At 57.0% G+C, this 13,911-nt stretch carries 14 protein-coding genes; 4 read left to right on the top strand and 10 right to left on the bottom strand.

Going from position 1 to position 13,911, the window contains the following annotated elements; all coding sequences use genetic code 11:
- Window positions 1-92: 92 nt before the first annotated feature.
- The 4 genes from ccoS to ccoG are packed head-to-tail and all read right to left on the bottom strand — an operon-like array spanning window position 93 to window position 4,622.
- Window positions 93-248, bottom strand: coding sequence for a cbb3-type cytochrome oxidase assembly protein CcoS (gene ccoS, locus QZ869_RS10260; RefSeq protein WP_296036656.1), 156 nt, complete (start codon window positions 246-248; stop codon window positions 93-95).
- A complete protein-coding gene (locus tag QZ869_RS10255; RefSeq protein WP_296104361.1) occupies window positions 245-2,545 on the bottom strand; it encodes a cation-translocating P-type ATPase in 2,301 nt (766 codons plus the stop codon). Before QZ869_RS10255 ends, ccoS begins: the two co-directional genes overlap by 4 nt.
- Window positions 2,542-3,042, bottom strand: a complete 501-nt coding sequence (locus tag QZ869_RS10250) for a FixH family protein (RefSeq protein WP_296104359.1) — start codon at window positions 3,040-3,042, stop codon at window positions 2,542-2,544. Before QZ869_RS10250 ends, QZ869_RS10255 begins: the two co-directional genes overlap by 4 nt.
- Window positions 3,039-4,622 carry a cytochrome c oxidase accessory protein CcoG gene (ccoG, locus tag QZ869_RS10245; RefSeq protein ID WP_296104357.1) on the bottom strand — a complete coding sequence of 528 codons (1,584 nt, stop codon included), beginning with the start codon at window positions 4,620-4,622 and terminating at the stop codon, window positions 3,039-3,041. The genes QZ869_RS10250 and ccoG overlap by 4 nt, the downstream gene beginning before the upstream one ends.
- Window positions 4,623-4,734: 112 nt before the next feature.
- Here ccoG and QZ869_RS10240 point away from each other — a divergent pair, with 112 nt between their 5' ends.
- Window positions 4,735-5,148, top strand: coding sequence for an SRPBCC family protein (locus QZ869_RS10240; protein WP_296104355.1), 414 nt, complete (start codon window positions 4,735-4,737; stop codon window positions 5,146-5,148).
- Window positions 5,145-5,495, top strand: a complete 351-nt coding sequence (locus tag QZ869_RS10235) for a VOC family protein (RefSeq protein ID WP_296104351.1) — start codon at window positions 5,145-5,147, stop codon at window positions 5,493-5,495. The genes QZ869_RS10240 and QZ869_RS10235 overlap by 4 nt, the downstream gene beginning before the upstream one ends.
- A 44-nt stretch (window positions 5,496-5,539) precedes the next feature.
- On the opposite strand, the gene ccoP is transcribed toward QZ869_RS10235, so the two are convergent.
- From ccoP to cobU, 5 genes are all read right to left on the bottom strand, one after another.
- The gene (ccoP, locus tag QZ869_RS10230; RefSeq protein WP_296104349.1) at window positions 5,540-6,403 is read right to left on the bottom strand and encodes a cytochrome-c oxidase, cbb3-type subunit III; all 864 of its coding nucleotides are present in this window, start codon (window positions 6,401-6,403) and stop codon (window positions 5,540-5,542) included.
- Window positions 6,404-6,407: 4 nt separating this feature from the next.
- Window positions 6,408-6,560 carry a cbb3-type cytochrome c oxidase subunit 3 gene (locus QZ869_RS10225; protein ID WP_296018344.1) on the bottom strand — a complete coding sequence of 51 codons (153 nt, stop codon included), beginning with the start codon at window positions 6,558-6,560 and terminating at the stop codon, window positions 6,408-6,410.
- An 11-nt stretch (window positions 6,561-6,571) separates the two neighbouring features.
- The gene (ccoO, locus tag QZ869_RS10220; RefSeq protein WP_296018346.1) at window positions 6,572-7,303 is read right to left on the bottom strand and encodes a cytochrome-c oxidase, cbb3-type subunit II; all 732 of its coding nucleotides are present in this window, start codon (window positions 7,301-7,303) and stop codon (window positions 6,572-6,574) included.
- An 11-nt stretch (window positions 7,304-7,314) separates the two neighbouring features.
- Window positions 7,315-8,937, bottom strand: coding sequence for a cytochrome-c oxidase, cbb3-type subunit I (ccoN, locus tag QZ869_RS10215; protein WP_296104346.1), 1,623 nt, complete (start codon window positions 8,935-8,937; stop codon window positions 7,315-7,317).
- A gap of 226 nt (window positions 8,938-9,163) precedes the next feature.
- Window positions 9,164-9,688: a bifunctional adenosylcobinamide kinase/adenosylcobinamide-phosphate guanylyltransferase gene (cobU, locus tag QZ869_RS10210; RefSeq protein ID WP_296104344.1), complete on the bottom strand. Its 525-nt coding sequence runs from the start codon at window positions 9,686-9,688 to the stop codon at window positions 9,164-9,166.
- 533 nt (window positions 9,689-10,221) lie between these two features.
- Between cobU and QZ869_RS10205 the strand changes: the two genes are divergently transcribed.
- Window positions 10,222-10,920: a DUF599 family protein gene (locus tag QZ869_RS10205; RefSeq protein WP_296077274.1), complete on the top strand. Its 699-nt coding sequence runs from the start codon at window positions 10,222-10,224 to the stop codon at window positions 10,918-10,920.
- 64 nt (window positions 10,921-10,984) lie between these two features.
- A complete protein-coding gene (locus QZ869_RS10200) occupies window positions 10,985-11,944 on the top strand; it encodes a heparan-alpha-glucosaminide N-acetyltransferase (protein WP_296018354.1) in 960 nt (319 codons plus the stop codon).
- Between the two features lie 44 nt (window positions 11,945-11,988).
- Here QZ869_RS10200 and QZ869_RS10195 read toward each other — a convergent pair whose 3' ends face one another.
- Window positions 11,989-13,767 carry a bifunctional diguanylate cyclase/phosphodiesterase gene (locus QZ869_RS10195; RefSeq protein ID WP_296104341.1) on the bottom strand — a complete coding sequence of 593 codons (1,779 nt, stop codon included), beginning with the start codon at window positions 13,765-13,767 and terminating at the stop codon, window positions 11,989-11,991.
- Between the last annotated feature and the right edge of the window lie 144 nt (window positions 13,768-13,911).

Below are 13,911 nucleotides of genomic sequence, written 5' to 3'. Positions count from 1 at the left end.
CGGCAAGGCGACAGCGGATTTAAACGGTTAAATTTTGATGACGCTGGTTGCGCCGTCGAAGTGCTTTATTCGCATTGGGTAAAGTGCAAACGTCAGGCCAGAGGTTTATCATCGCCATCTTCCAGCGCCCGCCAGGCAGAGCCGTCCATATCCTCATACTGGCCGCTTTTTAGTGACCAAAGGAAGGCGAACAGACCAAGGCCGCCCAGAAACAACGCCACTGGAATGAGATAAGCGAGCATGTTCATGCGGTCTGGGCCCCTTTTGTCATGGACAGATCGGTATCATTCGCAGGGATTTTGCGGGCCGTTCTTCGTTCAAATCCGCTGAGGCGTAACGCGTTCGTCACGACAATGATCGACGATGTCGACATGGCAATCGCCGCGATCATCGGTGTCGCAAGACCTGCGAGCGCGATTGGGACGGCAATGATGTTGTAGCCGATCGCGAGCGCGAAGTTCTGCCGTATCAGCCGCCCTGCCCGGCGCGATACGTCCACAGCAAAGACTATCGAACGCAGATCCTCGCGCAGGAAGACGAAGTCGGCTGCCTGGCGCCCGATGTCCGCCGCCGATGCCGGAGCGATTGAAACATGCGCCGCGGCAAGCGCCGGGGCGTCGTTAATCCCGTCTCCCACCATCAGAACCTTTCGATCTGCGGCGGCCAGTTCTTCACAACGACGCGCCTTGTCGACAGGGGTAAGGCCGCCATGCCAGCGCTCGATCCCAAGCTTTTTTGCCAGAACATTCACGGCGGCTGGCCTGTCTCCAGAAACGATCTCCGGGTCCACCCCCAGGCGTGACAAGGCCGTAACGGTCTGAGCGGTGCCGGGCCTTATTCGATCCTCGAAGCGGAAGCAGGCAAGTTCGTCACCGTTCAGCGACAATACGACTTCCGACGATGCATCGGCAGTCGCCTGGTTTGAACTTGCTGGACAGCAAAAGCGTCTGCTGCCGAGCCGGTAAAAACCTCGCTCCATTTTCGCCTCGACCCCGCACCCCGGCACTTCCCGAGTATCGAGGAAAACCGGCAGAGCACCGCTTACAGATGCGTAAAGCGCTCGAGACAGGGGATGACGGGAATTGGCCGCGAGCCCGGCTGCAATCCGCAAAGCCTCTTGCGAAATCTCCATGCCATTGATCAGACGGGGCCGACCGAGTGTCAGAGTGCCTGTCTTGTCGAAAAGCACGGTGTCCGCCTCGGCCAGCCGCTCCATGGCCGAACCGTCCTTGACCATGATGCCATTCTTGAACAGTTCACCTGCTGCCACCACCTGCACAACGGGAACAGCCAGGCCGAGTGCGCATGGGCAGGTGATGATGAGAACGGCGATGGCGATCAACATCGCCTGTTTCCAATCTCCGCCCAATACGCCCCACGCGACGAAAGACACCAGGGCGAGAAGGTGGACGACTGGCGAATAATATTGCGCAGCGCGGTCTGCCAGACGGCGGTAGCGCGCCCTGCCCCCTTCGGCAGCTTCCATCAGGCCGATGATTTCCGCAAGGAAGGAGTCACGTGCAAGTGCCGTTGCCTTTAGCGTCAGGGGCCCGGTGAGGTTCAACGTACCCGCCTGGATATTATCGCCGGGGTGGACGATCCTGGCTGCGCTTTCGCCGTTGACTATGGACATGTCGATATCGCTGCTACCGGTTACGATCACTCCGTCCACCGGCACTCTCTCACCTGCGGTCACCAATACGACGTCACCTGGCACCAGTTCGGCAACCGGGCGATATTCAAGCGTGTCGTCAGCCAGGATCACCATCGCGCCGCGTGGCGAAAGCCTTGCCAGACCGGCAACGGCCGACCGAGCGCGATCGCGCATAACATGATCGAGCGTACGGCCAATCAGTAGAAAGAACAGAAGAGAGACAGTAGCATCGAACCAGGCGTGACTACCGCTCTGCATGGTTTCCCACAGGGACACAGCATACGAGAGCGTAATCGCCAGGGCAATCGGCACATCCATGTTGGTGCGTCTATGCCGCAACGCATTATAAGCGGAGTGGTAGAAGAACCGGCCACCATAGATCAGAGCGGGCGCTGCAATCAGCGCGGATATCCAGTGAAACATATCCCGAGTTGCGGCATCCGCACCCGACCAGACCGATACCGACAGCAGCATGATATTGGCTGCGGCAAATCCGGTAAGACCCACGGCACGAATCAACTGGTTTCTCAAGGCGTCCGATGCGTCTTCAGCGCTCCCAACCAGATGCGCTTCATATCCCGTCGAGGCGATGGCTTTTGCAAGATCACCGGGATCTGTCCGAACGGTGCCCGTCTCTTCCCGCCAAACGATACAAACCCGTTTCGAAGACAGATTGACGCGTGCTCGCTCCACCTCAGGCATTTTTTTCAAGGTGGTCTCGATCATGGTGATGCAGGTGCCGCAATGGACGCCTGGCACGGACAGATCGATCTGCCGCAGTCCATGCCCCAGACTGCGACTTGCCAGCATCATCTCCTCGGACGACGGTAATGTGTTTCGCAATCCGGCCTGGTCGAGAGTGCCTTCTGCTCCAGGAGCGCAGCAGCTCATCTCACACCTCCGGGGATATCGATCCGGCTGCCTTCATGAACGATGATATTACCATCCTTGACGGCAACAGCCTCGACGATCCAATCACCCGCTGCGAGCTGGTGGTGGGCTGAAAACCGGTTCGAGGACTGCTTCTCCAGCACGAGCGAAAAGTCCTGCTTCTCTCCAACTGGGCGACGGAAATTCAGCGTCACCGAGTCCGTATCGACCGGTCCTTTTATAGGATGGGTCACCTCGTAAGCGATCTCTTCCCCCTGCAGTTCAAGACGACCCACGATTCCGCTTGCCTTACGCGCCTTGGCAGCTTCCGCCTTGCGGTTGAACTGCTGGCTGGCGACATAGGTGTTCTGCGCCACAAGGCCGCTCCAGCTGGAAACCGCATTCCACGCCATGGTGACATTGACGGCAATCACCGTGCCAAAGAATAGCACCATGACGGTGAGCATGTGCCAGCCGGTGAAGACGAAGCCCGGCTTTTCCTGTCTGTCTGTATTCATTTTCTGGCTCCTTGCGCGTTGAAGACAGCTCTGTAATTGGCGCTCTCTGCATTTTCGGCATCTGTTGCGATGAAGTTGAAGGCGATAGCGGACTTTTCATCACCGGCGGGCATGGTGACGAAGAGCTTCAGACTCGTCACCTCATCCGGCTTGACCTTGATATCGAAGCTGCGCGCAGCGTCGTCTGAAAGGCCGTTGACCTTCATCACCGCACCGGGCAACCCCTCCAGCGACAGCGTGATGGTGCGTGGCTGGGCGATCATGTTGAGAAGCCGCACGGTATAGCCGTTTCGGATGGAACCATCCGATTCCAGCACATATTGCGGATTGCGGTCATGGATAACGTTGACCGCAAGGCGTTCGCGTGTTGCAAGTGTGACTAGCATCACGACACCGACGAGACACCAGACAGTCATGTAGAAGATCGTGCGCGGGCGGAAAATGATGCGCCAGTCGAAATGGCGGATAGAATTGACAAAGCTGCCGTCATGGTTGCGGACGGCACCGGGGCGAATGGCATGCGCACCTCCGCCGGTCGCAAGCGCCATGTTTGCATCATATTCCTGTAGCGTGGCGTAAGCGATCAGGCCACGCGGCTTGCCCACCTTGTCCATGACACCGTCGCATGAGTCGATGCAGAGCGCACAGGTAATGCATTCCAACTGCTGACCATCGCGAATATCGATTCCCATGGGACAGACGGCAACGCACGCATTGCAGTCCACGCAGTCCCCCACAGGCTCACCGGCAGCAAGCACTTTCTTGGCGTGGCGCGAACGCGGTTCGCCGCGCCAGTCATTATAGGTCACCACGAGCGAATACTCGTCCAGCATCGCGCCTTGGATACGGGGCCAGGGGCACATGTACGTGCAGACCTGTTCGCGCATCAATCCGCCGAAGACATAGGTCGTGGCCGTCAAGATCGCCGCGGTGTAGTAGGCGACCATCGGCGCTTGACCCGTCACGAACTGCTTGAGGAGCGTTGGGGCATCTGCGAAATAGAATATCCACGCCCCACCTGTCAGCACACCGATAACCAGCCAGATCAGATGTTTGGAAACACGTTTGCCGAGCTTCTGGGCGCTCCAAGGCGCGGCATCGAGCTTCATTCGCGCGTTTCGGTCGCCTTCTATCGCGCGCTCGACAACCAGAAAGAGATCGACCCAGACCGTCTGCGGACACGTATAGCCGCACCAGGCGCGACCGACAGCCGAGGTAAGCAGGAACAGCCCGAAACCTGCCATGACCAGCAGCCCCGCGACGTAGTAGAATTCCTGTGGCCAAATTTCGATAAAGAGGAAGTAGAACCGTCTGCTGCCGATATCGATGAGCACGGCTTGATCCGGTGCATAAGGTCCTCGATCCCAACGGATCCATGGAGTCAGATAATAGATGCCGAGCGTGATCAGCATGACGATCCACTTGAACCGGCGGAACTTTCCCTCTGCCCGCTTGGGAAAAATCTTCTTGCGCGCTTCGTAGAGCGGCTTTCTGTTCTTGGCAGAATTGACCGGCTCGGCATTCAGCCTCTCGACTGGCTCAGAGCCATTCCCGGTGTTGCCGGCGGTATAAAGGTTCATGATCGCAAGGTCCGTTTCTGTCCTTGCGTTTTGGCATTTCGAGGGTTCATCATCCTTGACTTAGGTCAAGCAGGGACAAAGTGGCGCAGGCACTGTCGATTGGAGAGGTAGGATGGCGACGATGATTTCACGGATCGTCTACACGACGATCGACCGGCCATGGCGGGATGTTTATGCCTTTATCTCGTACATACAGAAAATGCCGCTGTGGGCCGCAGGTTTGGCAAGCGGGCTGAGGCAGGACGGTGAGGACTGGATCGCCTCTGGTCCTTTGGGCGACGTCCGAGTTCACTTCGCTAAACCAAACGACCTCGGCGTCGTCGACCACGTGGTCACGCTTCCAGATGGCATTGATGTCTATAACGCGCTACGGGTGACACCAAATGGTGACGGGGCGGAAGTAACGTTTACCGTCCTGAGATTGCCTGGCACGACCGATGCGGATCATGAGCGTGATGCAGCCGCCGTCATGGCCGATCTGAAAATGTTGAAATACATTCTTGAAAAGAGCGAAGGAACCGTATGAGCAGCTGCAACAACAGGATCGACTACATCGAGTTCAACGTCGGCGATATCGAGGTCTCGAAGGCCTTTTACGGTAAAGTATTTGGATGGACCTTCAAAGATTATGGTGCTGCCTATTGCGAGTTTTCGGATGGCCGTCTCACAGGCGGCTTCACCACCACGGCGCCTGTGAATGCTAAAGGCGGTGCGCTCATTATTCTTTTTGCCGATGATATCGAGGCTGCGCGAACACGCGTTGAGGATGCCGGCGGAAGAATTACGGTGCCGATATTCAACTTTCCCGGTGGACGGAGGTTCCACTTCGAAGACAAAGACGGCTACGAACTTGCGGTCTGGTCCGATCAATAGAGAGAGAGGGGCCGCATCGCGCGCCCCCTCCATCTTGACTTCATCTATTCACCACCACCAAGCGAATGGACGAAGAGCGCGAGTTGCTTGACAGTCGTATCACCTAGGCGCTCGCCCCAGGCCGGCATGACACCGTGCTTAGGTGTGCGAATTTGAGCGACGATGCCCTCCTCGCCACGTGCCTTCAGCCAGATCGCATCGGCAAGATTGGGAGCACCCATATCGCGGTTGCCCTTGGCATCCGCACCATGGCAAGAAGCGCAATTGTCGGCAAAGATCTGCTTGCCGGGCTCGATGAGCGCTGGATCATGCGGCGTCCCGGTGAGGCTAACGACATAAGCCGCAACCGCCCGGATTTCCTCGCTCTTCAAAACGTCATCGAAGGCTGGCATCTCCGAGATACGTGTTTCTGAGTCCTCGGTAAAACGGATCCCATGGGTGATCGTTGTATAGATGTCTTCGGCCTTGCCACCCCAAAGCCAGTCGTCATCGTTGAGATTGGGATAGCCGTTGCCGCCTTCCGCACCGGAGCCATGGCACTGGACGCAATTGACCTTGAAGGCTGCAGCACCTCCCGCGACAGCAAATTGCATCAGTTCGCTGTTGGTCTGAATGTCCTCCAGCGACGAGGATGCGATCTTCTCCAGATAGGTGTTCTGGGCTGCCTTGGCATCGGCCATTTCGGTCGCCACGCTGGCCCGGCTGCTCCAGCCGAGAACGCCGTGCGTTGCTCCGCTGATCAGGGGCCAGGCGGGAAAGGCAATGGTGTAACCGATGGCCCAGACGATGGTGGCGTAGAAAGTCCACACCCACCAGCGGGGCATGGGGTTGTTCAACTCACGGATGCCATCCCACTCATGGCCGGTGGTTTCGACGCCGCTGACCTTGTCTATGTGTTTATCCGACATGCTATCAGTCCTCCTTGAGAGGAATATTGGCGGCGTCCTTGGCGGTCTTACCGCCGCCGGGACGCAAGGTGAAGATGACGACGCAGAGGAAGAAGAGCGTCATGACGAGCAGGCCCCAGCTATCAGCGAAGTGGCGCATGGCGGTATAGGTTTCCATCGCATCTCCCCCTATCGATAGCCGGCTGCATCGTCATAAGTCGAGAAATCGACCAGCGTGCCGAGCATCTGCAGATAAGCGACAAGAGCGTCCATTTCAGTCAGCTTCGTCGGGTCGCCATCGAAATCGCCGATCTTCGCCTTGGGGTAACGCGCCTCCAGACCCGTCGTATCGGCATTGGGATCGGCCTGCGCCTTCATGTCGGCTTCGGCGTACTGTAGCATCTCGTCACTATAAGGCACGCCGACCGTGCGGTTTGCCTTCAGCTCCATCGCAACATTGGTGATCTGCAATGGCGTCGTCTTCAGGAAGGCGTAGCTCGGCATGACCGATTCAGGCACCACGGAGCGCGGCGCCGTCAGGTGCTGGACGTGCCATTCATTCGAATAGCGGTCGCCCACGCGGGCGAGATCCGGCCCGGTTCTTTTGGAGCCCCACTGGAATGGATGGTCGTACATGCTTTCCGCCGCAAGGCTGTAATGACCGTAACGCTCCACCTCATCGCGGAAGGGCCGGATCATCTGGCTGTGGCAGACATAGCAGCCTTCGCGAATGTAGATGTTGCGACCCGCAAGCTCGAGCGGCGAGTAAGGCCGCATGCCCTCGACCTTCTCGATGGTGTTCTCCAGATAGAAAAGCGGCGCGATTTCGACGATGCCGCCAATCGAGACGACCGCCAACGATCCGACCAGAAGCAAGGTGGCGTTACGCTCGATAATGCCGTGTTTGTCCAGGATAGACATGATCGATCTCCTTACTCGGCAGGTTGCAGCTTGGGCGCTGCAGACTTGCCGGTGTTCTCTTCACGCATATGACCGAGAATGGTTCTGGTGATGTTGTAGGCCATGACGATTGCGCCGCTGAGGAACAGCAGGCCGCCCGTTGCGCGCAGCAAGTAGTATGGGAACATGGCGGCAACGGTTTCGGCGAAGGAATAGACCAGGAAGCCCTCAGCATCATATTCACGCCACATCAGGCCCTGCTGGATGCCGGCAACCCACATCGAGGCCGCGTAGACGACGATGCCGAGCGTGGCGAGCCAGAAGTGCCAGTTGACCAGCGCCAAACTGTAGAGCTGTTCGCGGTGCCACAGTTTCGGCACGAGGAAGTAGACAGCGCCGAAGGTGATCATGCCATTCCAGCCAAGCGCGCCGGAGTGAACGTGACCGATGGTCCAGTCGGTGTAGTGGCTGAGCGAATTGACGGCCTTGATCGACATCATCGGCCCTTCGAAGGTCGCCATGCCGTAAAAGGCAACGGCCATGATCATCATGCGCAGGATCGGGTCTGTGCGCAGCTTGTCCCAGGCGCCCGAAAGCGTCATCAAGCCGTTGATCATGCCGCCCCACGAGGGCATCCAGAGCATGATGGAAAACACCATGCCGAGCGTCTGCGCCCAGTCTGGCAAAGCCGTGTAGTGCAGGTGGTGAGGACCGGCCCAGATATACATGAAGATCAGAGCCCAGAAGTGGATGATCGACAGGCGGTAGGAATAGACTGGCCGGTTTACCTGCTTGGGAATAAAGTAGTACATCATCCCCAGGAAGCCAGCCGTCAGAAAGAAGCCAACGGCGTTGTGGCCGTACCACCATTGTGTCAGAGCATCCTGGACGCCGGAGAACACCGAGTAGCTCTTCACGCCGAGGAAGGAGACTGGAACCGCCAGGTTGTTGACGATGTGCAGCATCGCAATTGTCACGATGAAGGCAAGGTAGAACCAGTTCGCTACATAGATATGCGGTTCCTTGCGGATGAAAATGGTGCCGAGAAAGGTGATCAGATAGGCGACCCATACGATCGTGAGCCAGATATCTACGTACCATTCAGGCTCGGCATATTCCCTGCCCTGCGTGATGCCAAGCAGATAACCGGTGGCTGCCATAACGATGAAGAGGTTGTAGCCCCAGAAGACGAACCATCCGAGATCGCCGCCAAACAGGCGCGCGCGGCAGGTGCGCTGCACCACATAGAAGGAGGTCGCAATCAGCGCATTTCCGCCAAAGGCAAAGATGACGGCAGAGGTATGCAGCGGACGAACGCGACCGAAATTGAACCAGGGCTGGATATTGAGGTCAGGATAGGCCAGCTGGAGAGCGACGATGACACCCACCAGAAAACCGGCCACGCCCCAGAACATGGTGGCGATGACGCCATAGCGGATAACGTCGTCAAAATATTCAGTCTTCTTGCGAGCCTGAACTGCGGGATCGACGGTTGCGAAGGAGACGCGGCGCAGCATCACGACCGTGCCGACCAGCAGCACGAAGAACAGCACCCACATATGCGCGGCGAAGAGATTGTCGTGAGCGAAGGCCGCCCCGAGCAAAGCGAGGAAGGCCCCCACGGCCACCATCGCAATTCCTAAAGTAGAGTTCATTGTTGGCTTCCCCCAACGTCAAAGCAGATATGACGAGAAGCGAAGAAACCAGCTCGGAAGCGGCTAACATGCTTTCACGTCGGTCGCAGCTTTGCCACCGTGACGGCCAAGCGACCTTGATCCAAATCAAGACCGCAGGTTGAAGTCGGAAACTGAAACACGATGTTCGACGTGGGATCGCGTGGCATGAACCAGCCGATATGCGTCCGTCGATGTGTCGACGGATTCATCCCTTCATTCTGAGGGGCAAACCGGCGGCAACGAAGTAGACCTCCGCTGCAATCGCGGCTATCTGCTGATGCAGCCTTCCAGCATGATCGCGAAACTCCCGCGCCATGCGATTGTCAGGCACGATGCCGAGGCCGACTTCATTTGATACGAGGATGATTTTTGCTCGGGCCTCGGCGGCATGGTCGATAAGCGGCTTGAACGCGGCTTCGACGTCCCGCCCCTCCTCCATCATCAGGTTCGTCACCCAGAGCGTCAGGCAATCGACCAGGATCGTATTGGATGCATGGTCAAGACTTTTCAGCGCTTCAGTGAGGTTCAACGGCTCCTCATGCGTGATCCAACGATCTCCGCGCTGGAGACGATGAGTTGCGATGCGAGACCTCATCTCGTCATCCCAAGCACGCCCTGTCGCGATGTAATGGGCTGGCCCCTCGGATGAAAGTACCATACGTTCTGCAAATGCCGACTTGCCGGAACGCGCACCACCCAGCACAAGCACAGCACGAGATATCTCGCTCATTCAGAACCTGCAGGGCGGAGAAAGGTTACGAGCGATCCGGTCGCCAATACGGCGAATGCCGAAGGCCGAGACGGGACAGGCATGAAAAGAGAACGATTCGTAGACATGGAGGCGTTCTCCCGGTCGATCATGCTGGACGTCAACGGTAGTCACCAAGAAGTATCGATGCCCGACCGCCCTGTGCGGTCAAGTCGACACCGGCTTCGTGATGAAAGCGCCGGATCGCTTCATCAAAGTAGGATGAGATTCGGCGATTGTCAATTTTTGACGCTGCTAGGTGTGCAGCAGCTCATGTCCGCCCGGTTAAAAACGTCATGGGGAAAAAGAGGCCCGGTACTCACTACCTAATCCGGAACCTCGCAAATCGGTGTAGCGGTATAATCTTACCGGATCGTTAGCACGGGATGAAAATGATCTTTTTCGTCCCGAAGTCACGATTGCCTTGCGATGGTTTCTTGGTATGACAGCGTGACACCGCCAGCGTCACTAACTGGCGGACAGTGAGCGACACAGAGGCTGACAGGCGGGCGCACATGACGACAATGGATTACGCAGCGCTCGTTATTTTCCTAGTCCTGTGGGTGTCCTACGCCTACGTCACCACCGCGAGATCGCCGTTCCCACGAACGAGTCTTAATCAGGCGATGGCGGAACGCAGAAGGCAGTGGATCTACAACTCCATGACACGCGATCTCAAGATGATCGATACGCAAATCATGGCCGGTTTGCAGAACGGCACAGCCTTCTTCGCATCGACCTCAATCTTCGCAATAGGCGGGTGCTTTGCTCTTTTGGGCGCCACGGATAGGGTCGAATCGGTATTCCGCGACATGCCCTTCGTCTATTACGGCGGTCGGACGGCCTTTGAACTCAAGGTCATAGGCCTTACCTTTCTTTTCGGGTACGCCTTTTTCAAGTTTGGCTGGTCCTATCGGCTGTTCAACTATTGCACGATCCTTTTCGGCGGCATGCCGATGATGCATGAGGCGAATGCCGATCGCAGAGCGGCGGAGCGCGCTGCAGAGAATGTCATACGCATGAATGTCATCGCCGCGAAAAACTTCAACGACGGGCTGCGAACCTTTTTTCTGTCGATCGGCTACCTCGGATGGTTCATCAACGCCTATGTCTTCATCATGATGACCGTGGTCATCATCATCGCACTGCTCAGGCGGCAGTTCTACTCGGAAGCGCGGCTCGCCATCATGGACGATCATGAAACGATGCCATGAAATAGCCTTACTTTAAGGGCGAAGCGCAACGTCAGCCATATCACCGTTGCGAAGGGATAGAAGAATGCAAGAGGCAACAGCAACGGCTCCGAAATCCGGCCGGATTGGCTTTCTCGACACGTGGCGAGGCATCGCGCTGATTGCCATGGCGAGCTATCATTTCACCTGGGACCTTGCCATGTTCGGCTACATCCCGCCGGAGACGCCGACCGAAGGTCTATGGCGGCTCTATGCGCGGGGGATCGCCAGCTCGTTTTTGTTTCTTGCCGGATTCAGCCTGTTTCTGGCGCATCGCCGAGGCATAAACTGGCAAGCCTTCGGTAAGCGTTTTGCAATGGTGGCCGGTGCAGCCGTGCTCATCTCAGTTGCGACTTACATCGCCGTTCCAGACGGTTGGATTTTCTTTGGCATCCTGCACAATATCGCCGTTGCCAGTCTCGTTGGCCTTATCTTCCTGCGCCTGCCCACAATCGTAACATTTGCGGTGGCACTTCTCGCGTTCCTGGCGCCGCTCCATTTCTCGTCCGATGCCTTCAACACCATCTGGCTGTCCTGGGTCGGATTTTCGACCGCGCCTCCCCGCTCCAACGACTACGTGCCGGTGCTTCCCTTTCTGGCGCCGTTCCTCGCCGGTCTAGGAGCTGCGCAAATCGTCGTGCCGAGAGGGTGGCTGGATCGCTTCCGTAAACCGAGCGGCAGGCGCAATCTTCTCGCCTTCTTCGGCCGCCACAGCTTGTCCTTCTATCTTATCCATCAGCCGGTTTTGATCGGCATCGTCTACCTGGCTTCGATCACCTTTCCACCCCCGCCCGTAGATCAGGTCGAGGCGTACAAGAAGAGCTGCGAATCCAGTTGCATGCAAAGCCAGAACACTCTCGAACTCTGTCAAAGCTTTTGCGGCTGCACCTTGGAGAAGCTGCACGCCGAAAACGTCTTCGACGCGATGATGGCCAACAAGGCCGATCTGGACCAGCAGACAAAAATCCAAGACGTCGCCACTCAATGCTCGGCGCAGGTTCAATGACCTGTCTGAGCGGCGACAATCCTTGCGTTACCGCACAGCCGTAGCTACGCGCAGACAGGCTCCCTGTAGCGAAAGCGGTAGAGGTTCTGTTCGGATAGCCACTCGACGACGCCCTTCGCACAGAGCGGCTTCGACAACCAGTAACCCTGGAGTTCGTCGCACCCCATGGCGGTCAGTAGTTCGGCGGCTTCCTGGGTTTCCACGCCTTCCGCAACCACCTCGTAGCCCAGCGAATGACATAGGGTAATCATAGACTGGACAAGGACACGCTCGCGGTTGCCATTGCTCATGTCGTTGATAAAGCTACGGTCGATCTTGACGGTGTTCACAGGCAGCTTCTGAAGATAGGACAGGCTGCTGTAGCCGGTGCCGAAATCATCAATCGAAAGACGTATTCCGGCTGCCGATAGAGTACTGAGCAGATCCTGAGACCTCTCGGTTTCGATCATCATTGCCGTTTCCGTCAGTTCGAATTCGATCTGGTCGCTGTCGACACCAGACCGCGCAAGATCAGCGCCGAGCCGATCCCAGAAATCGTCTTCCTGCAGATTGATCGCGGACAGATTGATCGAAAGATTGAGCCTAAGTCCCGTCGCATTCCACGCGGCCAGTTGCGTCAACGCTGCCTTGACGACCCACATGGTTAGTTCGCGAGCGTATGCTGAAGCCTCGATAACGGGGATGAACTCCGCTGGGGAAATCGGGCCAAGATCGGGATGGCTCCAGCGCAACAGGACTTCCATGCTTTTGCAAATGCCGCTTTCGGCATCCACGCGCGGCTGAAACACCAGTGATAACTGGTTGTCATCGGTCAGCGCGTAGGGGAACTCGCGTTGGATCATGAAATTTCGCTGATGCTGCACATCGAAGGACGGGGAGAAAAAAGCAATCTTCGAAGGATGCGCTCGAGCATCCTGCACGGCGCTTTGCAGAGATCGTAAGATTTCCTCCGCAGTGCACTCTCCCGCCTCAAAGACCATGGAGCCGATGGAAGGTGTCATCGTGATCTGGAACTCCACCTCGCTGCCCAGTGAAAGCATGGTTTTCTCCAGGAGGATCAGGTGGTCGGACATGCCCGTGCCTGGCGGTGACAGGAACACGAATTGCGTCGGGCCGATGTGGTAAGCGAGCGTTTGGCCGTTCAGATTGTCGTTCAGGATTCGCGCGACCTTCGCGATAAGGCTATCGAGATGAGAAATCCCGACAACGCGGATCATCCGGTCGAATTGTGTGGTTTGAGCAAGATCGAGGAGGCTGATAATCTGCTCAGTGCCTGAGCTATGATGAGATAGGTCAGACAGATCGTTCATCAATTGATGACGGTTCGGAAGGCCGCTGGAAGGGTCGACGCGTCCTAAGGCATGCTGGAGCTCAATCTGATCCATGACCACTGCGGCAAGATCGGTGAGGACCGCCATTTCCTCTTCGGTCACTTCACGTGGTTCTGTCCCCAAGACACAAAGCGCGCCGAGACCATGACCATCCGGTGTAATCAATGGCACACCGCAATAGAAGCGAACTCCGGAACGTCCCACTGTGCTGTCAGCGTAATAGTCGTGCTTTTGCAAGTCGCGAATGACAAGCGGCAGTTTGGTTTCCGCAACCTCGGCACAGGGTGCCCGGTATCGCGGAATTTCATTATGCTCAACGCCGACCTTGGACTTAAAATATTGACGGTCCGCATCAGTGAGCGAAATGCCGGAAATCGGAAGACCGAAGTAAACGGCCAACAGACGTGTAATACGATCGAAACTCTCGCTTGGAAGTGTATCGAGAAGGCGTAGGTTTCTCAGAGCAGATAGACGGGCAGCTTCGTCAAGCATCATATGTCCCAAAGCATGCCCGACGGGAGCAATGCCAAAGTCGATCAGAAAAGCATTTTTTGTAAGCCGGATATTATCGCGCCAAGAACACGAAAGGCGCCACAGATATGACGGGCTTCATGCCCGGGCTCGAAGAATTCAGGA

The organism is uncultured Agrobacterium sp., from assembly GCF_913777885.1.
In the GTDB taxonomy this organism is placed as follows: Bacteria; Pseudomonadota; Alphaproteobacteria; order Rhizobiales; family Rhizobiaceae; genus Agrobacterium.
This window is presented reverse-complemented; position numbering and strand designations above follow the sequence as displayed.

Excerpts from the sequence above, each read along its gene's own strand:
- ccoS (WP_296036656.1), bottom strand. The coding sequence starts at position 248 with ATGAACATGCTCGCTTATCTCATTCCAGTGGCGTTGTTTCTGGGCGGC.
- QZ869_RS10255 (WP_296104361.1), bottom strand. The coding sequence starts at position 2,545 with ATGAGCTGCTGCGCTCCTGGAGCAGAAGGCACTCTCGACCAGGCCGGA.
- QZ869_RS10250 (WP_296104359.1), bottom strand. The coding sequence starts at position 3,042 with ATGAATACAGACAGACAGGAAAAGCCGGGCTTCGTCTTCACCGGCTGG.
- ccoG (WP_296104357.1), bottom strand. The coding sequence starts at position 4,622 with ATGAACCTTTATACCGCCGGCAACACCGGGAATGGCTCTGAGCCAGTC.
- QZ869_RS10240 (WP_296104355.1), top strand. The coding sequence starts at position 4,735 with ATGGCGACGATGATTTCACGGATCGTCTACACGACGATCGACCGGCCA.
- QZ869_RS10235 (WP_296104351.1), top strand. The coding sequence starts at position 5,145 with ATGAGCAGCTGCAACAACAGGATCGACTACATCGAGTTCAACGTCGGC.
- ccoP (WP_296104349.1), bottom strand. The coding sequence starts at position 6,403 with ATGTCGGATAAACACATAGACAAGGTCAGCGGCGTCGAAACCACCGGC.
- QZ869_RS10225 (WP_296018344.1), bottom strand. The coding sequence starts at position 6,560 with ATGGAAACCTATACCGCCATGCGCCACTTCGCTGATAGCTGGGGCCTG.
- ccoO (WP_296018346.1), bottom strand. The coding sequence starts at position 7,303 with ATGTCTATCCTGGACAAACACGGCATTATCGAGCGTAACGCCACCTTG.
- ccoN (WP_296104346.1), bottom strand. The coding sequence starts at position 8,937 with ATGAACTCTACTTTAGGAATTGCGATGGTGGCCGTGGGGGCCTTCCTC.
- cobU (WP_296104344.1), bottom strand. The coding sequence starts at position 9,688 with ATGAGCGAGATATCTCGTGCTGTGCTTGTGCTGGGTGGTGCGCGTTCC.
- QZ869_RS10205 (WP_296077274.1), top strand. The coding sequence starts at position 10,222 with ATGACGACAATGGATTACGCAGCGCTCGTTATTTTCCTAGTCCTGTGG.
- QZ869_RS10200 (WP_296018354.1), top strand. The coding sequence starts at position 10,985 with ATGCAAGAGGCAACAGCAACGGCTCCGAAATCCGGCCGGATTGGCTTT.
- QZ869_RS10195 (WP_296104341.1), bottom strand. The coding sequence starts at position 13,767 with ATGCTTGACGAAGCTGCCCGTCTATCTGCTCTGAGAAACCTACGCCTT.